This window comes from Amycolatopsis australiensis, from assembly GCF_900119165.1.
GTDB classification, from domain to species: Bacteria; Actinomycetota; Actinomycetes; order Mycobacteriales; family Pseudonocardiaceae; genus Amycolatopsis; species Amycolatopsis australiensis.
This window is the reverse complement of sequence record NZ_FPJG01000006.1, coordinates 371,665-390,967: the sequence shown is the minus strand read 5'-3', so window position 1 is coordinate 390,967 and position 19,303 is coordinate 371,665. Positions and strand designations below refer to the sequence as shown.

General features: G+C 70.3%; 14 protein-coding genes. 8 read left to right on the top strand and 6 right to left on the bottom strand.

All coding sequences use genetic code 11. The features are described 5' to 3' along the window. Positions 1-10: 10 nt before the first annotated feature. From BT341_RS02950 to BT341_RS02935, 4 genes are all read left to right on the top strand, one after another. Complete coding sequence (locus BT341_RS02950) at positions 11-604, top strand: hypothetical protein (protein WP_072474791.1); 594 nt, start codon at positions 11-13, stop codon at positions 602-604. Between the two features lie 79 nt (positions 605-683). Beyond that, the gene (locus BT341_RS02945; RefSeq protein ID WP_072474790.1) at positions 684-1,652 is read left to right on the top strand and encodes a hypothetical protein; all 969 of its coding nucleotides are present in this window, start codon (positions 684-686) and stop codon (positions 1,650-1,652) included. Between the two features lie 9 nt (positions 1,653-1,661). Beyond that, on the top strand, positions 1,662-2,051 hold the full coding sequence (locus tag BT341_RS02940; RefSeq protein WP_072474789.1) for a PPOX class F420-dependent oxidoreductase: 390 nt from the start codon (positions 1,662-1,664) through the stop codon (positions 2,049-2,051). 4 nt (positions 2,052-2,055) lie between these two features. Beyond that, positions 2,056-2,895, top strand: coding sequence for an ADP-ribosylglycohydrolase family protein (locus tag BT341_RS02935; protein WP_072474788.1), 840 nt, complete (start codon positions 2,056-2,058; stop codon positions 2,893-2,895). Here the strand turns inward: BT341_RS02935 and BT341_RS02930 are convergent. From BT341_RS02930 to BT341_RS02915, 4 genes are read right to left on the bottom strand one after another with little or no spacing between them, the layout of a single operon-like run. Further along, a complete protein-coding gene (locus tag BT341_RS02930; protein ID WP_084742729.1) occupies positions 2,892-3,797 on the bottom strand; it encodes an ankyrin repeat domain-containing protein in 906 nt (301 codons plus the stop codon). The genes BT341_RS02935 and BT341_RS02930 overlap by 4 nt on opposite strands. Before the next feature lies 1 nt (position 3,798). Beyond that, positions 3,799-5,622 (bottom strand): putative T7SS-secreted protein, encoded by a 1,824-nt coding sequence (locus tag BT341_RS47245; protein WP_072474787.1) that lies wholly within the window; start codon positions 5,620-5,622, stop codon positions 3,799-3,801. After that, positions 5,622-6,215, bottom strand: coding sequence for a hypothetical protein (locus BT341_RS02920; protein ID WP_072474786.1), 594 nt, complete (start codon positions 6,213-6,215; stop codon positions 5,622-5,624). Before BT341_RS02920 ends, BT341_RS47245 begins: the two co-directional genes overlap by 1 nt. Then, positions 6,215-6,595, bottom strand: a complete 381-nt coding sequence (locus tag BT341_RS02915) for an SseB family protein (RefSeq protein ID WP_072474785.1) — start codon at positions 6,593-6,595, stop codon at positions 6,215-6,217. The genes BT341_RS02920 and BT341_RS02915 overlap by 1 nt, the downstream gene beginning before the upstream one ends. A gap of 580 nt (positions 6,596-7,175) precedes the next feature. Here BT341_RS02915 and rpoB point away from each other — a divergent pair. From rpoB to BT341_RS02900, 3 genes are all read left to right on the top strand, one after another. Then, positions 7,176-10,688, top strand: coding sequence for a DNA-directed RNA polymerase subunit beta (rpoB, locus tag BT341_RS02910; RefSeq protein ID WP_072474784.1), 3,513 nt, complete (start codon positions 7,176-7,178; stop codon positions 10,686-10,688). Between the two features lie 91 nt (positions 10,689-10,779). Then, positions 10,780-14,691 (top strand): DNA-directed RNA polymerase subunit beta', encoded by a 3,912-nt coding sequence (locus tag BT341_RS02905; RefSeq protein ID WP_072474783.1) that lies wholly within the window; start codon positions 10,780-10,782, stop codon positions 14,689-14,691. A 180-nt stretch (positions 14,692-14,871) separates the two neighbouring features. Further along, positions 14,872-16,617, top strand: coding sequence for a hypothetical protein (locus tag BT341_RS02900; protein ID WP_245804875.1), 1,746 nt, complete (start codon positions 14,872-14,874; stop codon positions 16,615-16,617). Positions 16,618-16,660: 43 nt separating this feature from the next. On the opposite strand, the gene BT341_RS02895 is transcribed toward BT341_RS02900, so the two are convergent. Together BT341_RS02895 and BT341_RS02890 are read right to left on the bottom strand one after the other, a co-directional pair. Further along, complete coding sequence (locus tag BT341_RS02895) at positions 16,661-17,452, bottom strand: M15 family metallopeptidase (RefSeq protein ID WP_084742726.1); 792 nt, start codon at positions 17,450-17,452, stop codon at positions 16,661-16,663. A 48-nt stretch (positions 17,453-17,500) separates the two neighbouring features. Then, a complete protein-coding gene (locus BT341_RS02890; RefSeq protein ID WP_072474782.1) occupies positions 17,501-18,001 on the bottom strand; it encodes an Lrp/AsnC family transcriptional regulator in 501 nt (166 codons plus the stop codon). A 95-nt stretch (positions 18,002-18,096) separates the two neighbouring features. Between BT341_RS02890 and BT341_RS02885 the strand changes: the two genes are divergently transcribed. Then, positions 18,097-19,272, top strand: a complete 1,176-nt coding sequence (locus tag BT341_RS02885; protein ID WP_072474781.1) for an MFS transporter — start codon at positions 18,097-18,099, stop codon at positions 19,270-19,272. Positions 19,273-19,303 lie beyond the last annotated feature (31 nt).

The window sequence follows — 19,303 nt, the reverse complement described above, 5'->3', positions numbered from 1 at the left end:
CTGGAGTGTTATGAGTTCGGACGAGCCGGCCGCCACCGCGGTGGACGACATCGAGGAGCCGGCCTCGGACGCGGTGCCGCCGTCGAAGGAGTCGTCCTCGCGGATCCTGGTGCTCGGCGCCGCGGCGCTGGCGCTGGCCGCGCTGATCGCGGCGGCGATCTTCGGCATCCAGTGGTGGGTCGCGGCGACCGACGACAACGCCGACCTGGCGGCCTCGCGCGAGGCCGTCGTCAAGGCGGGGACCAACGCGCTGAAGGCCTACACCGAGGTCGACTACCAGGACCTGGACGGCTTCTTCGCCCGGCAGAAGGCCGTGTCGGACGACAAGATGTCGCAGCAGATCGACCAGTCGGCGCCGACGTTCCGCAAGGCGCTCGCCGACGCCAAGACGAAGGTCACCACGGACGTCCAGGACATCGCCGTCGAGGAGCTGGACGACCACGAAGGCAAGGCCAGCTTCCTCGCGGCCATCGCCACGACCGTGACGCAGGGGGACAAGAGCAGCGCGAAGCCGCTGCGCCTCGAAGTGTCGATGACCCGCGTGGGCGACGAGTGGAAGCTGTCCGGCATCGACAGCGTCCCGCTCGTCGCGGCCGGCCAATAGCGTCACCCAGAAGGAGCCTGCAGTGCCCCCCTCCCGCCGCCAGCCGCCTCGCAGCACCCCGCCGGTGCGCCGTCCCCGCGTGGCCGGGCTGCGCAAGCCTTCGGTGGACGAGTCCGCCGCCGAGCGGACCGGTCAGCTCCCCGCGGTCCCGGCCGAGCCGCGCAAGCCGCGCCCCCGCCCGACGCCGCGGCCGGTGCCGCGCCCGGTGGCCAAGCCCGAGCCGTTCGAGGCCGACCGCGGGCAGCTCGACACTTCGTCCGCGGAGGACACGCAGGTCTTCGCGGCGGTCGGCACCGAGGAGAAGCCGGAGGCCGACGCGTACGCCGCCGAGGCCGAGGAAGAAGAAGCCCACGCGAAGCCGGCGCCACGGCGGAAGAAGCGTGACACGGGCATCGCGAAGCCGACCGACGAGTCCGAGGTCCCGGTCGCTGCGGCGGACGAGCCGGCGAAGCCCGCGGCGGCGTCGAAGGTGCAGAAGCCGTACCTGGTCGCGGGCGCGCTGGTGCTCGTCGCGCTGATCCTCGGCGGGCTGGCGTTCTGGTTCAAGTCGGAGGAGGTCAAGATCTCCTCGGCGACCAGCAACACCGCGCTGCTCGACGTCGCGAAGACGGCGCAGGTGAAGGACGCCGTGTCGAAGGCGGCGGAGGCGCTGTTCTCCTACGACTTCAACAACATCAAGAAGACCGAGGACGCGGCGAACGACCTGCTCGCCAACGACGACGTCAAGAACAAGTACAACTCGCTGATGGGCGAGGTGAAGCGGCTGGCCCCGCAGCAGAAGATGATTGTCACGTGCAAGGTGACGCGCGCGGCGGTGATCATGCTCAACGGCGACCTGGCGAAGGTGATGGTCTTCGTCGACCAGACCTCGACCCGCACGGACACGAAGAAGACGACCGCGGGCACCGCCCAGCTCCACCTGAACGCCCAGCTCCAGGGCGACAAGTGGAAGATCACCGACATGGACACCTACAACGCGCCGAAGGTCCCGGCGGCCACGCCGGCACCGTCCTCCTCGGCCCCGGCGTCCCCGTCGCCGTCGAAGTAAGAGGAACCGATGAGCTTGATCCCGGACAGCCACCGCGATCTGTTGGAGCGGCCGCTGTACGCCCACCTGGCCACGATCCGGCCCGACGGGAAGCCGCAGGTCAACCCGATGTGGTTCGCGTGGGACGGCGAGTACGTCCGGTTCACGAACACCACGGTCCGGCAGAAGTACAAGAACGTGACGGCCCACCCGGAGGTCGCGCTGTCGATCAACGACCCGGAGCAGCCGTACCGGTACCTCGAGGTCCGCGGCACGGTGGAGCGCATCGACGACGACTCCGATGGCAAGTTCTTCGCCGAGCTGGCCGAGCGCTACGGCCTCAAGCTCGACGGTCCGCCCGGGGACGTGCAGCACCGGGTCGTCTACGTCGTGAAGCCGGCGTCGGTCAGCAAGCAGTAGTTCGTTGGGGCTCGAAGCAGCCAGCGCGTCGCTCGCCGGGCTGGCGGCCGGCGACGCGTTCGGCGCGCAGATCCTGCTGCCCGGCGACCACCCGGACGTCGTCGGACGGCGGCTGCCGCCCGCGCCGTGGGCCTGGACCGACGACACCGAGATGGCGTGTTCGGTCTTCGCCGTCCTGCGCCGCCACGGCGTGATCGACCAGGACGCGCTGGCGGCGTCGTTCGCGGCGCACATGGACCCCGCCCGCGGCTACGGCTCGGGCGCGGAGTGGCGGCTGAACCAGATCCGGGCCGGGCAGCCGTGGCGCGCGGTGAACGTGACGAACGGCCGTGGCTCGTGGGGCAACGGCGCGGCGATGCGCGTGGCCCCGCTGGGGGCGTGGTTCTGCGACGACCTCCCGCAGGCGCTGCGGCAGGCGGAGCTGTCGGCGGAGATCACGCACGCGCACTTCGAAGGCGTGGCGGGCGCGGTGGCCGTCGCGGCGGCAGCGGCGTTGCGGGCGTCGTCGCCTTCAGGCGATCTGCTGCGCGGGGTGATTCCGCTGGTGCCGCCGGGCTGGGTCCGGTCCGGGCTGGAGAAGGCGCTCCAGGTGACGGACCCGCGCGAAGCCGCCGCGGCGCTGGGGACGGGCCGGGAGATCGCAGCGCACGACACGGTCCCGCTGGCGCTGTGGATCGCGGCCCGCTACAGGGACAGCTTCGCCGACGCGCTGTGGACGGTCGCCCAGCTGGCGGAGGACGTCGACACGGTGGGCGCGATCGTGGGCGGAGTACTGGCGGCAGGCGGCACCCCGGCACCGCCGGACTGGCTGGCGGCGACCGAGCCGCTGCCGGACTGGCTTTAGAGCTGCTGGATCGTGTCGCGGGTGACGCGGTGGGTGCGCGCCCAGCCTTCGACGACCCGGTTCCAGCTCTTGACCTGCAGTTCGGTCTCGTGCAGTTCGATGCTGAAGCCGCCGTAGAGCTCCGGGACGGGGAACCACAGCTTCGGTTCGGTCATCTCGGTGAGCGGAGCGAGCTGGGGGAGGCGGAGCTGCCACTTGAGGACCAGCTCGGCGGCGCGGCCGCGGATGAGCAGGTGCAGCTGTTCTTCGAGGCCACGCAGGACGTCCCTGGTCACCGAGCGGCGGTTGCGCGGCAGGAGCAGCTTGGCGAGGTGGGCGTGGTTGCGTTCGGCGGCCAGCTGCTGGGCGGTGTGCCCGGATGTCGTCTCCAGCCATCGCCAGGCGCCGCGTTCGATCAGCCCCTGGACGACCTGCGCGGGCGCGCCCTGCAGGGCGGCCTGGTGCAGCGGGGTGAGCCCTTCGGCGTCACCCGGCCGGACGCGGTTGATCCGCGGCCCGACCAGCTCGAAGAACCGGTCCCAGTGCCCGTCGCGTGCGGCGTCGGCGATCCGGTCGCGCAGCTGCAGCTCGTCCGGGTGGTAGGTGGTCCGCAGGGTGGCGCCGTCCCACTCGTGGTCGTCCGTCAGCGAAACTGGCGGCGGTGGCGAAGCCGGCTTCGAGCCGAGGATGACGCCGGTGTCCTCGCGATACCCGGGGACGAAGTTGTCGCCTTCGCGCGGTTTCGCGATGTGCCCCTTGCGGCGCAGCTCCGCTATCCGGGCAAAGGTCCGCTCGATGTCCGCCCGGATTTCGGGGCTCAGCATGCTGCGCGGGGTGTGGTGCTTCCGGCGCAGCTCGATCGCCTCGTCGGACAATCCCATGGCGCGCAGCGATTCGACGGTTTCGCCCTCTTCGAACGGCATTTCAGTACCCCCGTTCCCGCAGCTTGAAGTGCCACGTCCCGGTCGCGGGATCGAGTTCTCGCCACACCACTTCGAACTCGCGGCCCGGCGGGAACAGCACCTCCTGCTGCCCGACCGACGGGTCCTTGAGCCACGAGATGTCGCGTCCGGTCGTCGACTCGATGGTCATCTGGACGTTGCCGCTGTAGGGCACCGCCGCGTCCGTGCTGGTGAACGCGGGTTCCCTGACCACGTTGCCGACCTGGTACCGGTCCAGGAAGGCGTCGATGTCGCTGATCTGGATGCCGCGGTGCACCTCGCCGACGTGCGGGGGCAGTTTTTCCAGCCCGGAGACCATCTCGCGGATCTCGGAGTCCATGGCCTGCAGTGCGCCGAAGTCGCCGTTCCGCAGCGCCGCGTTGATGTCCTGGTGCGCCATGCCCGTGTAGCGGTCGAGCGCGCGGATCTCTTCGTCCGCCAGCCCGACGTTCGGTGCCCGGTCGATCTGTTCCTGCAGTATCCGGTCGGGCGGCGGCGGGGGCGGCTCGGCGCCCGGGTGCTCGACCAGCTCCGACTTGTCGAAGGCCGCCTCGTGCGGGTTTTCCGTCGACCAGCCCGCCGGAGTCGCCGGCTCCTTCTCCGGCGGGGCGAAGTCATGGCCCGCGGGGCCGAAGTCCTCGGCCGGCGGTGGGGGCTCGACCGGGTGCTCGGCCACCGCCGACGGGCGCTCGACCGCGCTCGCCTCGCGGCCCGCCGTCGCCGCCGACTCCGCTGCTTCCTCGCCCGCTGCCGTGACGCGCTCGCCTGCTGCTCCCGCTCCGTCCGAGGCCACCGCCAGCGCCACGTTCGGGACCAGCTTGCCCATCGCCTCGAACGGGTCGCTGCCCCAGCCGTCGCCGAGCATGCCCTCCACCACGTCCAGCGGGTGGTTCACCGTGTGCAGCAGCCCGGCCGCCGTGCCCGAAAGCCCCGCCACGTACTCCGCCGGGTGGGTCATGTTGTACGGGTCCAGCGGGTTCAGGGACCTGCCGAACTTCAGGATGCCGCCCGCGCCCTTGACGATGCCGCCGTAGAAGTGGACGACGCCGTCGCCCGCCTGCTGGAAGAGGTCGCTGCCCTCCGCCAGGAGCCGGTCCGTGAAGCGGGGCTCCGCGGGCGCCTTCGCCGTCGCCGCCTCCAGCGCCGCCTTCGCGCGGTCGCCTTCCGCGTCGCGTCGCGCCCTGGCGTCGCGCAGCACCTGCTGGGCGCGCTGGCGTCCCGCGGCGCCCGGGTCGGTGGCCGGGCCGGATTGCATGGCTTGCGCCTGTGCCGACTGCCGCTGCGCCGCCGCGAACAAGCGCGCGGCCTCGGCTGCCTGCCCCTGTGCCCACTGGACGACGTCGGCGTACGCGGTCAACGCCGCCGAAGCGCGCGTACACGCCTCCGCCGCGTCGGACCACTGCGTGGGGTGCTGGTGGTAGCCCGCGCGGAACTTGTCGGCCGCGTCGCCGGTCCAGTGGGCCGTGTCGATCCGGCGGAGCCCGTCGGCCGTCTTGGTGAACGCCGCGCCGAACTTCGCCAGGTGGCCGGCCGCCGTCCGCAACGCGCCCGCGTCGCCGTGGACCAGCTTCACCGGGTCGTCGGTCTGCCCGAGTTGCGCCTCGCCGACCTGGGCGCCGAGCGTGTCCGCGACGCTGTCGCCGAGGCCGTCGACGGCCTCGGCCGCCGAGTGCAGGCCGATGGCGTCCAGACCGGCACCGACGACGTGCGCCGCCTTGTCCGCGACCTCGCCCACGCCGCGGCCGATGGCCTCCACCGCGTCCTCGGCGTCCTCTTCGATCTCGTCGAGGAACTCCCAGAGCCCCATCAGCGCTCCTCGGGGGCCGGGCCGAACACGTGGTCTTCGGTGCGCGCGAATTCGTCGCCCGCACCGGCCAGCCCGGCGGCCGCCTTGCCCAGGCCCATCGGGCCCTCGGCGAGGTCGCGGCCCTCCGCCTTCCACTGCGCGGCCATCTGCTGCCCGGCCTTGTCCCACGAGTCCGCGCTGTAGTCCGGGCGCGCGCCGGCCGCCAGCTGCTGCCAGGACTGCTGCTCGGTCTGCTCGTCACTCTGGTGCGGGTTGCCGCCGAGGTCGGCGGCGACGTCCTTGAGCAGGCCGGCCGCGTACTGCTCCATGTCGTGGTAGCGGCCGGCGGCGAGGCCGAGCCGGGCGGCGATCTGGTTGCCGTCCTGCACCAGCGTGCGCACACCCCACTCCCAGCGCTCGCAGAACTGCGCGAAGGCGTCTTGGAGGCCCGCGTGGCCCGTCTCGAGCCCGGACAGCTCCAGCTCCGAGAACCCGCGCCCGGCCTCGGCGCCCTCGGCGAACCCGATGGCCTTCAGCTCGCCGATCGCCTCGTCGATGCCCTGTGCGGTCTCGTGCAGCGCGGCCGGGTCGAGGCCGTACCCTTCGCCGGCCATCAGGCGTCCAGGGCGAAGTCGTCGGGCACGATGCCCCGCATCGGCGGCAGCAGCATCGGCCGCCCGCCGGCGACGTCGAGCGCGACGCCGGCCGGCCTGCCCGCGGCCGCCGGGGCCACGGTGAGCAGCCGCCGGCCCAGGATCGTGACGTAGTCCTGCCCGGTGCCGCCGTCGCCGCCGCGGGCCAGCGCCCAGCGGGCCAGCTCGGCGGGTGCGGTGAAGGCGAAGACCCAGCGGATCCCGCCGGCGTCGGCGGCGGCCAGCCGCCCGGCTCGGTCCCGCGGGACCAGCACGGCGGTGCGGCGGAATTCCTCGACCATCGCGGCGCCCGCGTCACCGCCGGCGCGCACGCGCTCGACCAGATCGCACAGATCGGACATTTCGGTTACCCCTCGACCACGAATGATCTCCCTCCGTGCACGGTAGCGGCCTGTGCCGGCGGCCGCACCGGGCCGTCGGCGCACCGTCCGCGCGGCTTCACGAAGCAGAAAAAACAGGGTGGGGCCCGTGGTCCCCGCCACAGCCGGTCAGGGGGGAAACCCGCAGGTGGAGCCCCTATTAGTGGCGCTACCGGCGGGTAACTGCCAAGATATTCGGCCGCTCACGCTCCGCTGACCCTCTTCCACGCTGCGCCAACCGGCGGGACCCCCGTGTGGCATCTTGACTCTCGGGCCCGCTGGGTTCACGCTTACTCCCGACGGCGAAACCGGCGGCCCTTGCGGGAGGGACAACCGGTTCGCCTGGAGGCATACCTGAAGACGTCGCGAGGCAGGCTGGGCCCCATCGGGAGCGCCCCCTGGACAGACCGCGCCGTTCGGGCTAGACTGCCTCTTTGCGCTGCCCTCTTTCAGGCTGCCCGGAGCCGGTAGTTAGGATAGTGGGCACACGGCACCCTTGACAGTCGCTGATAGCTGTTGCTATGGCGGCCGTCACCGCTCATTGTCCCCGGAAGGACGCATCTTGGCAGTCTCTCCCGCGAACCAGGCCACTGCTGCGACCACCTCGGCTGAATCTCGCTCGGAGTCAGCGCACGCCTCGGGAATCCCCGGCGCGCCCAAGCGGGTTTCCTTCGCAAAGATTCGCGAACCCCTCAGCACCCCCAACCTGCTCGACGTCCAGATCCAGTCGTTCCAGTGGTTCACCGGGGACGAAGCGTGGTTCGAACGCCGTGTCGAAGAAGGAGAAGAGAACCCGGTCGGCGGCCTCGAAGAGGTCCTGAACGAGATCTCCCCGATCGAGGACTTCTCCGGCTCGATGTCCCTGTCCTTCTCCGCTCCGCGCTTCGACGAGGTCAAGGCCTCGATCGAGGAGTGCAAGGACAAGGACATGACCTACGCCGCCCCGCTGTTCGTGACGGCGGAGTTCGTCAACAACAACACGGGTGAGATCAAGAGCCAGACGGTCTTCCTCGGTGACTTCCCGGTGATGACCGACAAGGGCACCTTCATCATCAACGGCACCGAGCGTGTCGTCGTGTCCCAGCTGGTCCGCTCGCCGGGCGTCTACTACTCGAAGGACGTCGACAAGACGACCGACAAGGACGTCTACAGCGTCCGCGTGATCCCGAGCCGCGGCGCGTGGCTCGAGTTCGACGTCGACAAGCGCGACACCGTCGGCGTCCGCATCGACCGCAAGCGCCGCCAGCCGGTCACCGTGCTGCTGAAGGCGCTCGGCTGGACCACCGAGGCGATCCGCGAGCGCTTCTCCTTCTCGGAGACGCTGCTGGCCACCCTCGAGAAGGACCACACCGCGGGCACCGACGAGGCGCTGCTCGACATCTACCGCAAGCTGCGCCCGGGCGAGCCGCCGACGAAGGAGAGCGCGCAGACCCTGCTGGAGAACCTGTTCTTCAAGGCGAAGCGCTACGACCTGGCCAAGGTCGGCCGGTACAAGGTCAACAAGAAGCTGGGCCTCGAGACGCCGTACGACACCGGGACGCTGACCGAAGAGGACATCGTCACCACCATCGAGTACCTGGTCCGGCTGCACGCCGGCGAGGACAAGATGACCGCGGCGAACGGCACCGAGATCCCGGTCGAGACCGACGACATCGACCACTTCGGCAACCGGCGCCTGCGCACGGTCGGCGAGCTGATCCAGAACCAGATCCGGGTCGGCCTCTCCCGCACCGAGCGCGTCGTGCGCGAGCGCATGACCACGCAGGACGTCGAGGCGATCACGCCGCAGACCCTGATCAACATCCGCCCGATCGGCGCGGCGATCAAGGAGTTCTTCGGCACCTCGCAGCTGTCGCAGTTCATGGACCAGAACAACCCGCTGTCGGGCCTGACCCACAAGCGCCGCCTCTCGGCGCTGGGCCCCGGCGGTCTGTCCCGTGAGCGCGCCGGCATGGAGGTCCGGGACGTCCACCCGTCGCACTACGGCCGGATGTGCCCGATCGAGACGCCGGAAGGCCCGAACATCGGCCTGATCGGCTCGCTCTGCTCGTACGCGCGGGTCAACCCGTTCGGCTTCATCGAGACGCCGTACCGCAAGGTCGTCGACGGCCAGGTCACCGACCAGGTCGACTACCTCACCGCGGACGAGGAGGACCGCTTCGTCAAGGCGCAGGCCAACGCGCCGCTGACCGAAGACGGCCACTTCGTCGAGGAGAAGGTCCTGGGCCGCCGCAAGGGTGGCGAGGTCGAGCTGATCGACCCGATGGAAATCGACTACATGGACGTCTCGCCGCGGCAGATGGTCTCGGTCGCGACCGCGATGATCCCGTTCCTCGAGCACGACGACGCGAACCGCGCGCTGATGGGCGCGAACATGCAGCGCCAGGCCGTGCCGCTGCTGCGCAACCAGGCCCCGTACGTGGGCACGGGTGTGGAGCTGCGCGCTGCGGTCGACGCCGGTGACGTGCTCGTCGCCGAGCAGGCCGGTGTCGTCGAGGAGCTCTCGGCCGACCTGATCACGATCATGCACGACGACGGCACCCGGAAGAGCTACGGGCTGTACAAGTTCCGCCGCTCCAACCACGGGACCTGCTTCAACCACCGCCCGATCGTGAACGAGGGCGACCGGGTCGAGCAGGGTCAGGTCATCGCCGACGGCCCGTCCACCGAGAACGGTGAGATGGCGCTCGGCAAGAACCTGCTCGTCGCGGTCATGCCGTGGGAGGGCCACAACTACGAGGACGCGATCATCCTCTCCGAGCGCCTGGTGCAGGACGACGTGCTGACGTCGATCCACATCGAGGAGCACGAGATCGACGCCCGCGACACGAAGCTGGGCGCCGAGGAGATCACCCGGGACATCCCGAACGTCTCCGAGGAGGTGCTCGCCGACCTCGACGAGCGGGGCATCATCCGCATCGGTGCCGAGGTCCGCGACGGCGACATCCTGGTCGGCAAGGTCACGCCGAAGGGCGAGACCGAGCTGACCCCGGAGGAGCGCCTGCTCCGCGCGATCTTCGGCGAGAAGGCCCGCGAGGTCCGCGACACCTCCCTGAAGGTGCCGCACGGCGAGACCGGCAAGGTCATCGGCATCCGCGTGTTCTCGCGCGAGGACGACGACGAGCTGCCCCCGGGCGTCAACGAGCTGGTCCGCGTGTACGTGGCCCAGAAGCGCAAGATCCAGCCGGGCGACAAGCTCGCCGGCCGGCACGGGAACAAGGGTGTCATCGGCAAGATCCTGCCGGTCGAGGACATGCCGTTCATGGAGGACGGCACCCCGGTCGACATCATCCTGAACACCCACGGTGTGCCGCGCCGGATGAACATCGGCCAGATCCTCGAGCTGCACCTGGGCTGGCTGGCGTCGCAGGGCTGGACGATCGAGGGCAACCCGGACTGGGCGAAGAACCTGTCGCCGGAGCTCTACGACGTCGCGCCGGGCACGAACACCGCCACCCCGGTGTTCGACGGCGCGAAGGAGGAGGAGCTCACCGGCCTGCTCGGCTGCACCAAGCCGAACCGCGACGGCGAGCGCATGGTCAAGGAGAACGGCAAGGCCACGCTGTTCGACGGCCGCTCCGGCGAGCCGTACCCGTACCCGGTGTCGGTCGGCTACATGTACATCCTGAAGCTGCACCACCTGGTCGACGACAAGATCCACGCCCGCTCCACCGGCCCGTACTCGATGATCACGCAGCAGCCGCTGGGTGGTAAGGCGCAGTTCGGTGGCCAGCGCTTCGGTGAGATGGAGTGCTGGGCGATGCAGGCGTACGGCGCCGCCTACACGCTGCAGGAGCTGCTGACGATCAAGTCGGACGACGTGGTCGGCCGCGTCAAGGTGTACGAGGCGATCGTCAAGGGGGAGAACATCCCCGAGCCGGGCATCCCGGAGTCGTTCAAGGTGCTCCTCAAGGAGCTCCAGTCGCTGTGCCTCAACGTCGAGGTGCTCTCCAGCGACGGCGCGGCGATCGAGATGCGCGACTCCGACGACGAGGACCTCGAGCGCGCCGCGGCGAACCTCGGCATCAACCTGTCCCGCAACGAGTCGCCCTCGGTGGACGACGTCGTGCACTGATCGCGAGCTGAGCTGGGCCCCACCTCCCGCGGGGCCCAGCTCGCCCGCCGACCCCCTCTTCTAGCCGAAACAACCCCAAGGGGACTTAGACGTGCTGGACGTCAACTTCTTCGATGAGCTCCGCATTGGTCTCGCCACGGCCGACGACATCCGTCAGTGGTCGTACGGCGAGGTCAAGAAGCCGGAGACCATCAACTACCGGACGCTCAAGCCCGAGAAGGACGGCCTCTTCTGCGAGAAGATCTTCGGCCCGACCCGGGACTGGGAGTGCTACTGCGGCAAGTACAAGCGCGTCCGCTTCAAGGGCATCATCTGTGAGCGCTGCGGCGTCGAGGTGACCCGCGCCAAGGTGCGCCGTGAGCGGATGGGCCACATCGAGCTGGCCGCCCCGGTCACCCACATCTGGTACTTCAAGGGTGTTCCCTCCCGCCTGGGCTACCTGCTGGACCTGGCGCCGAAGGACCTCGAGAAGATCATCTACTTCGCGGCTTACGTCATCACCGGCGTGAACACGGAGCTGCGCCACAACGACCTGCCGACCCTCGAGAACGAGATCGGCGTCGAGCGCAAGAACCTCGAGACCAAGCGTGACGCCGACATCGAGGCCCGTGCGCAGAAGCTGGAAGCCGACCTGGCCGAGCTGGAGGCGGAGGGCGCCAAGTCCGACGTTCGCCGCAAGGTCAAGGAGGGCGGCGAGCGGGAGATGCGCCAGATCCGCGACCGCGCGGGCCGCGAGCTGGACCGGCTCGAGGAGGTCTGGACGACCTTCACCAAGCTCGAGACCCGCCAGCTGATCGCCGACGAGCTGCTCTACCGCGAGCTGGTCGACCGCTACGGCGAGTACTTCACCGGCGGCATGGGCGCGGAGGCCATCCAGAAGCTGGCCACCGAGTTCGACGTCAACGCCGAGGCCGAGAGCCTGCGCGACACGATCCGCAACGGCAAGGGGCAGAAGAAGCTCCGCGCGCTGAAGCGGCTCAAGGTCGTCGCGGCGTTCCAGGCCACCGGCAACGACCCGCGCGGCATGGTGCTCGACGCCGTCCCGGTCATCCCGCCGGACCTGCGCCCGATGGTGCAGCTGGACGGTGGCCGCTTCGCGACCTCCGACCTGAACGACCTGTACCGCCGGGTCATCAACCGGAACAACCGCCTCAAGCGGCTGATCGACCTCGGCGCGCCCGAGATCATCGTCAACAACGAGAAGCGGATGCTGCAGGAGGCCGTCGACGCGCTGTTCGACAACGGCCGCCGCGGGCGTCCGGTCACCGGCCCGGGCAACCGGCCGCTGAAGTCGCTGTCCGACCTGCTCAAGGGCAAGCAGGGCCGGTTCCGCCAGAACCTGCTCGGCAAGCGCGTCGACTACTCGGGCCGTTCGGTCATCATCGTCGGCCCGCAGCTGAAGCTGCACCAGTGCGGCCTGCCGAAGGACATGGCGCTCGAGCTGTTCAAGCCGTTCGTCATGAAGCGGCTGGTCGACCTGAACCACGCGCAGAACATCAAGTCCGCCAAGCGGATGGTGGAGCGCTCGCGGCCGCAGGTGTGGGATGTGCTGGAAGAGGTCATCACCGGCCACCCGGTGATGCTGAACCGCGCGCCGACGCTGCACCGCCTCGGCATCCAGGCCTTCGAGCCGCAGCTGGTCGAGGGCAAGGCCATCCAGCTGCACCCGCTGGTCTGCGAGGCGTTCAACGCGGACTTCGACGGTGACCAGATGGCGGTGCACCTGCCGCTGTCGGCCGAGGCGCAGGCCGAGGCCCGGATCCTGATGCTGTCGGCGAACAACATCCTGTCGCCGGCGTCGGGCCGTCCGCTCGCCATGCCGCGGCTGGACATGGTCACGGGCCTGTTCCACCTGACCCGCCTGGCCGAGGACGCCGAGGGCGCGGGCAACGCGTACTCGTCGCCCGCCGAGGCGATCATGGCCTTCGACCGCAAGGCGCTGAGCCTGCACGCCCCGGTCAAGATCCGCATCACCGACCGTCAGCCGGCGAAGGCCGACGAGGCGGCGCTCGCGGAGAAGGGCTGGGAACCGGGCAAGCCGTGGCTGGCCGAGACGACCCTGGGCCGGGTGCTGTTCAACGAGCTGCTGCCGGCGGACTACCCGTTCATCAACGAGCCGATGCCGAAGAAGCGGCAGGCCGCGATCGTCAACGACCTCGCGGAGCGGTACTCGATGACCCAGGTCGCGCAGACCCTGGACCGGCTGAAGGACGCCGGCTTCTACTGGGCGACCCGGTCGGGTGTCACCGTGGCGATCTCCGACGTCCTGGTGCCGGAAGGCAAGAAGGCCATCCTCGACGAGTACGAGGGCAAGGCCTCCCAGGTGGAGAAGCGCTACCAGCGTGGTCAGCTGTCGCACGCCGAGCGCAACAACGAGCTCGTCAAGGTGTGGACGCAGGCCACCGAAGAGGTCCACAAGATCATGGAGACGGCGCTGCCGGACGACAACCCGATCGCCATGATCGTGAAGTCGGGCGCCGCCGGTAACATGACGCAGGTCCGGTCGCTGGCCGGCATGCGTGGCCTGGTGTCGAACCCGAAGGGTGAGTACATCCCGCGTCCGATCAAGGCCAACTTCCGTGAGGGCCTGTCGGTGGCGGAGTACTTCATCGCGACGCACGGTGCCCGGAAGGGTCTGGCGGACACGGCGCTGCGGACCGCCGACTCGGGTTACCTGACCCGGCGTCTGGTGGACGTCTCGCAGGACGTCATCGTCCGCGAGATCGACTGCGGCACCACCCGCGGCATCATGATGCCGATCGGCGAGGACCTCGGCGACGGCCGCGTGCTGCGCGACCAGCACGTCGAGACCTCGGTGTACGCGCGGAACCTCGCGACCGACGCGGTGGACGCCAAGGGCAACGTCGTGCTCAACGCCGGCGACGACCTGGGCGACCCGGCGATCGAGAAGCTGCTCTCCAGCGGCATCTCGAAGGTCAAGGTCCGCTCGGTGCTGACCTGCGAGTCGGCCGTCGGTATCTGCGCGACCTGCTACGGCCGCTCGATGGCGACCGGTCAGCTCGTCGACGTCGGCGAGGCGGTGGGTATCGTCGCCGCCCAGTCGATCGGTGAGCCGGGTACGCAGCTGACGATGCGTACGTTCCACCAGGGTGGTGTCGCCGGTGACGACATCACGACCGGTCTGCCGCGTGTCCAGGAGCTGTTCGAGGCCCGCGTCCCGAAGGGCAAGGCGCCCATCGCCGACGTCGACGGCCGCGTGCGGATCGAGGAGAGCGAGCGGTTCTGGAAGATCACCCTCATCCCGGACGACGGGGGCGAGGAGATCGTCTTCGACAAGCTGTCCAAGCGGCAGCGGCTCGCGAACACCCCGAACGGCCCGCTGGGCGACGGTGACCACGTCCACGTCGGTCAGCAGCTGCTCGAGGGCACGCCGGACCCGCACGAGGTCCTGCGGGTCATGGGGCCGCGCGAGGCGCAGATGCACCTGGTGGACGAGGTCCAGAAGGTGTATCGGGCGCAGGGTGTGTCCATCCACGACAAGCACATCGAGGTCATCGTCCGGCAGATGCTGCGCCGGGTGACGATCATCGACTCCGGGTCCACGGACTTCCTGCCGGGCGAGCTGCCCGAGCGGACGAAGTTCGAGGCGACGAACCGGGCCGCGGTCGCCGAAGGCGGCGAGCCGGCTTCGGGCCGCCCGGTGCTGATGGGCATCACGAAGGCGTCGCTGACCACGGACTCGTGGCTGTCGGCGGCGTCGTTCCAGGAGACCACGCGAGTCCTGACCGACGCGGCGATCAACGGCCGCTCGGACAAGCTCGTGGGCCTCAAGGAGAACGTGATCATCGGTAAGCTGATCCCGGCCGGTACGGGCATCAACAAGTACCGCAACATCCAGGTGCAGCCGACGGAAGAGGCCCGGGTCGCGGCGTACGCGATCCCGTCCTACGACGACGGCTACTACACCCCGGACGTGTTCGGTACGGGCACCGGTGCCGCGGTCCCGCTGGACGACTACGACTTCGGCCGCGACTTCCGCTGAGGTTGAACCACGAGAAGGCCCCCGCCGGATTTCCGGCGGGGGCCTTCCTCGTTTCGCAAACGTCACCCAAACCCGTTCGTGATCTCGCTAAAGTTACCCGGTTCACGCGGTTCGGGGGCTTTGCGCGTTTCAGCGGGTGATCAGGGGTGACTGTTCGTGAACATATCCAAGGTCGCGAGAATGCTTGCGCGCGGTTTGACGACGCTCACGGCCGCGGCCGTGCTGACCAGCGTGTTCGCCGTACCGGCCAGGGCGGAGGAGGAGCCGGCCTCCACCGCGCCGTCCACATCGGACGCGGCGGGGCCGCCGGCCGGCTCCACTGCGCCGACGTCCGCCGTGCCGAGTTCGAGCGCAGCGGAGAACAAGCCGGCGGCGCAACCGCAGGACGAGCCTCCGCAGCGCGCTCGAGTCGAAGTATCGGCGTCCCTCGACAAGGACACCTACCAGACCGATGAGGACGTCCACTTCACCTTCACGGTGAAGAACATCGGCTCGACCACCGCCAAGGGCCTGTTGGTTTCCCAGGACATCGGTGAGCCGACCGATCTGGTCGTTCCCTGGGACGTGGGCGGCTGGGGTCCGCTCAGGAACGATCCCGGTCTCGACCTCGAGCCCGGCAAGTCGTTCGTGCTCCACGGCACCGGGAAGATCCGCGAAGTCGACCAGACCGCCACCGTCCTGCGGGGCGTCGTGTTCGACGCGACTCACTTCGGCGTGGGCCAGTTCTCCGCGAGCGCGAAGGTCACGCCCGCTCCCGGCCACGCCGAAGGCCTCGTCTACGGCGACAAGAACGGCAACGGCAAGCTCGACCCCGGCGAGGAACTGGCCGGCACCAAGCTCACCCTGCGGTACGTCAACGGCAACCGGACGCTCACCGCCACGAGCGGTCCCGGCGGGAAGATCACCTTCGACGTCCCGGGCGCGGACTACTACCTCGGCGGCGAGGTCGTCGACGGCTGGCTGTTCCCGTGGCACACCGTTCGGATCGGCGAGCACACGGAACTGGACGTTCGCGGTGTGCCGCCGCTGAACGGCGCACTGAAGGCGTCGATGGCCTTCACCCAGGACAGCTACCGGGTCGGTGACACCGCGCACGTCACCGTGACGCTGTCCAACTCCGGCTCGATCCCGCTCACCGGCATCGTGGCCGGGTGCAACCGCATCGGCGACGGCCACATCCTGAGTGGACGCGGCCCGGGCTGGGGCGACCTCGGCGCGGACGGCGTGACGATCCCGGCCGGGGAGACCCGCACCTTCGACGTGGCCGAGACGGTGCCCGAGGCCGCCTTAAACCGCGGCATCGTCGTGGCTTCCTGCGACTTCGGGTACCGCGAAGTCGACATCGAGCACCACGCGCAAGCCGATGCGCGCGCGGCGGTGCCGGGTGCCAAGGCCGTCGTCGAGGGCAATGTCGGCACGTTCGACAACCAGGGCCAGGTGAAGGACGGCCTCGCCGGGGTCAAGGTCGTCCTCGTCGCCGACCAGCACTGCCCGGTTGTCGCAGAGCGGACGACCGACGCGAAGGGGCACTTCGAGTTCCTGGACGTGGCGCCGGGGCCGGACTTCCACCTGTACTTCCTGCCGCCGGCGGGCTGGAAGGTCAAGTACGAGAACCCGATGTGGATCAACGTCTACGGTCCGCCGGAGAACCACTACCCGTACCGGATCCTCGCCGAGGAAGGCGACGCGCCGCTGCCGGCAGTGCCGGTCAACCCGGCGGACTGCACCGCCACCACGCCGGCCCCGGTGTCCGGTGCACCCGGCGGGACGGGTGGCACGGGTGGCACCGGTGGCGGGCAAAGCAGCGGCAGCGGCCTGGCGAGCACCGGCGTCGAGGCGCTCGGGCTCGGCGCGCTCGCGCTGACCGCCCTGTTCCTGGGCGGCGTCCTGGTGCTCGGCTCCCGTCGCCGCCGGCGGGAAGCCTGACCTGCGCCGGACCGCCCTGGGTCCACTGTGGACCCGGTGCGGTTCAGCGCACGCTGCAGCGCGACACGGGGAAGTCGAAGTACGTGTCCGGGAACGGCTCGGCGTCCAGCGTGTAGTGCCACCACTCCTCCGGCAGGTTGTGGAAGCCCGCCGCCGTCATGGTGTTCTTCAGCAGCTGCCGGTTCCGTTGGGCCACGCCGGTGATCGCCGGGTTGTCGGTGTGGGCCAGCGGGTCGAAGCAGTCGAAGCCGGTGCCCATGTCGACCATGTTGTCGGGGAACCGCTGGTGCTGCGGCGCGTAGCACGGCTTCAGCGGCTCGCCGGGGAGGTAGGGCCGCTGGAACCGCGGCGGGAGCGCCACGAGCGTCAGGTCCATCGTGCTGCCCCGGCTGTGTCCCGACTTCGCGGCGATGTACCCGTCGGCGAAGAGGCGGTCCTTGGCGACGTCCGGGTAGAACTCCGCCTTCATCTTTTCGTCCGCGAGGTCCTTCGCCCACCGCACGAAGTGGTCGACGGCCCGCTGCGGGCGGTAGCAGTCGTACACCTTGAGCGTGTAGCCCTGCCTGAGCAGCCGCGCCTGCGCCTTCCGCAGCCCTTCGGCGGCCTGCCGGGTCAGGAGGCAGGTGGGCTCGAGGTACCCGTCGATGCGCCGGCCGACGAAGTTGTGGTCGGTGGCGTACCGGATGTCCTGCAGGATCGACGGCGCGACGTCGGAGAGGGCGACGAAGGCACGGGACGCGGCCGGCGTGGCCTCGGCGGTGCCGGGGACGGCCAGGCCGGCCAGCGCGGCGAGGGTGACGGCCCAGCCGCGCACCCGGCGGGAGAAGATCGGCATACCTTCTCGTCTATCAGCCGGGAACCGGGGACGCAGCCGCCTTCCGGGTCACGACCAGCCGTCGGGTTTCGTCGCGCGGAGGAAGTCGTCCGGCGGCGGCTGGACCGGCCGTCCTTCGTACTGCGTCGACAGCACCACCGACGACCGCAGCTCGCCGTGCTTCCCCAGCCGTTCCAGCAGCCCCTCGAAGTGCTCGAGCGACGCCGCCCGGATCTTCAGCATCGTGCAGTGGTCGCCGCTGAGGCGGTGGATCTCCACCACCTCCGGGTAGTCCGCCGACTTCGACGTCTTCAGCAGGCAGCTGCTCAACGCGCACCGCATCTCGACGAACGCCTGCAGCGGCTGGCCCGCCCGCCGCGCGTCGACCTGCGCGCGGTAGCCCGTGATCACGCCGGTCTCCTCCAGCCGCCGCACGCGCTCGGCCACCGCCGGTGCCGACAGGCTGATCCGGCGGCCGAGCTCCTTGAACGACAGCCGCCCGTCGGCCTGCAACAGCTCCAGCAGCCGCCAGTCGACGTCGTCCAGCGGCTTTTCCGAACGAAAGGTCATGGGCCCCATCTTCCTGCCGAAGCGCGGCCCGGACGACCGAAATCCCGTTCGCCGTCCCTTCGAAGCGCGGCCGGAACTCCCTAACGTTGCTGGTCATGGGGACTTTGACGGTGACTGGCCGGACCCGGTCGATGGCGGCGTTGTTCGCCGGCGTCGCGCTGCTCAACACGGCCACGGTCGGCCTGAGCACCGCGGCGACGCTGATCGTCGCGGCGGGCAGCGGCCCGGGCTGGAGCGGTTTGCCGAGCGTCGCGAGCGTGCTCGGCACCGCGGCCGGGGCGCTCGGCGCGGGACTGCTGCTGCCGCGTCACGGCCGCCGTCGCGTGCTGGCCAGTGGGTACGGCGTCGCGCTGGCCGGCGCGCTGATCGCATTCGCGGCCGCGCTGGCCACGTCGGTGGTGCCGCTCCTGCTGGGCATCCTGCTGGTCGGCGTCGGCAACGGCGGCGCGCAGCTGTCGCGCTACCTGGCCGCGGACCTCTTCCCGGACGAACAGCGGGGCCGCGCGCTCTCGATCGTCGTCTGGGGCGGGACCATCGGCGCGCTCGCGGGCCCGGCCTTGATGGCCCCGGCGGCCGACGTCGCGGCCGGGTTCGGCCGGCCCTCCCTGTCCGGGCCGGTCGCGGTCGCCGTGCTCGCCACGGCGGGAGCGGCACTGGCGGCGGCGTTCCTGCCACGGCACGTCCCGCCACCGCGGGCGCCGATCGCCGCCCGCGGTCCGGTGCGGCCGGCCACGATCGCGCGGCCGCTGGTCGCGATGGTCGCCGCGCAGCTCACGATGGTCGCGGTGATGACCATGACGCCGGTGCAGCTGCAGAACCACGGGCACGGGCTCGACGTCGTCGGCTGGGTCCTCGGCGCGCACCTGATCGGCATGTTCGCGCTGGCCCCGCTGTCCGGCCGGATCGCCGACCGGTGGGGCCCGCGCGTCACGGTCAACGCGGGGCTCGGCGTGCTGGCGGTGGCCACGGCGACCGCGCTCGCCGCCCCGACCGCGCACACCTCGGGCCTGCCGGTGGCGTTGTTCCTGCTCGGGTACGGGTGGAACCTCGTGTTCGTCGGCGGCAGCGCGCAGCTGAGCCGGGACCTCGCGCCGGAGACGCGCAGCCGGATGCAGGGCACCGTCGACGCGGTCGTGTGGTCGGCGTCGGCATTGGCCGGGCTCGGTTCGGGGCAGCTGTTCGCCGGCGGCGGGTACGGGCTCGTCGCGGTCGTCGGCGGGGTGCTGGCGCTGCTGCCGCTGGTGCTGCTCGTCCCTCGTGACGGCCGGTAGCCGGGCCGTTGTCGGCAAATCTCTCGTCGTC

Bases quoted from the DNA above. Each gene is read 5' to 3' on its own strand.
- BT341_RS02930 (WP_084742729.1), bottom strand. From the start codon at position 3,797: ATGCCGTTCGAAGAGGGCGAAACCGTCGAATCGCTGCGCGCCATGGGA.
- BT341_RS02895 (WP_084742726.1), bottom strand. From the start codon at position 17,452: ATGCCGATCTTCTCCCGCCGGGTGCGCGGCTGGGCCGTCACCCTCGCC.
- BT341_RS02915 (WP_072474785.1), bottom strand. From the start codon at position 6,595: ATGTCCGATCTGTGCGATCTGGTCGAGCGCGTGCGCGCCGGCGGTGAC.
- BT341_RS02940 (WP_072474789.1), top strand. From the start codon at position 1,662: ATGAGCTTGATCCCGGACAGCCACCGCGATCTGTTGGAGCGGCCGCTG.
- BT341_RS02885 (WP_072474781.1), top strand. From the start codon at position 18,097: ATGGGGACTTTGACGGTGACTGGCCGGACCCGGTCGATGGCGGCGTTG.
- BT341_RS02900 (WP_245804875.1), top strand. From the start codon at position 14,872: ATGCTTGCGCGCGGTTTGACGACGCTCACGGCCGCGGCCGTGCTGACC.
- BT341_RS47245 (WP_072474787.1), bottom strand. From the start codon at position 5,622: ATGGGGCTCTGGGAGTTCCTCGACGAGATCGAAGAGGACGCCGAGGAC.
- BT341_RS02950 (WP_072474791.1), top strand. From the start codon at position 11: ATGAGTTCGGACGAGCCGGCCGCCACCGCGGTGGACGACATCGAGGAG.
- BT341_RS02920 (WP_072474786.1), bottom strand. From the start codon at position 6,215: ATGGCCGGCGAAGGGTACGGCCTCGACCCGGCCGCGCTGCACGAGACC.
- BT341_RS02890 (WP_072474782.1), bottom strand. From the start codon at position 18,001: ATGACCTTTCGTTCGGAAAAGCCGCTGGACGACGTCGACTGGCGGCTG.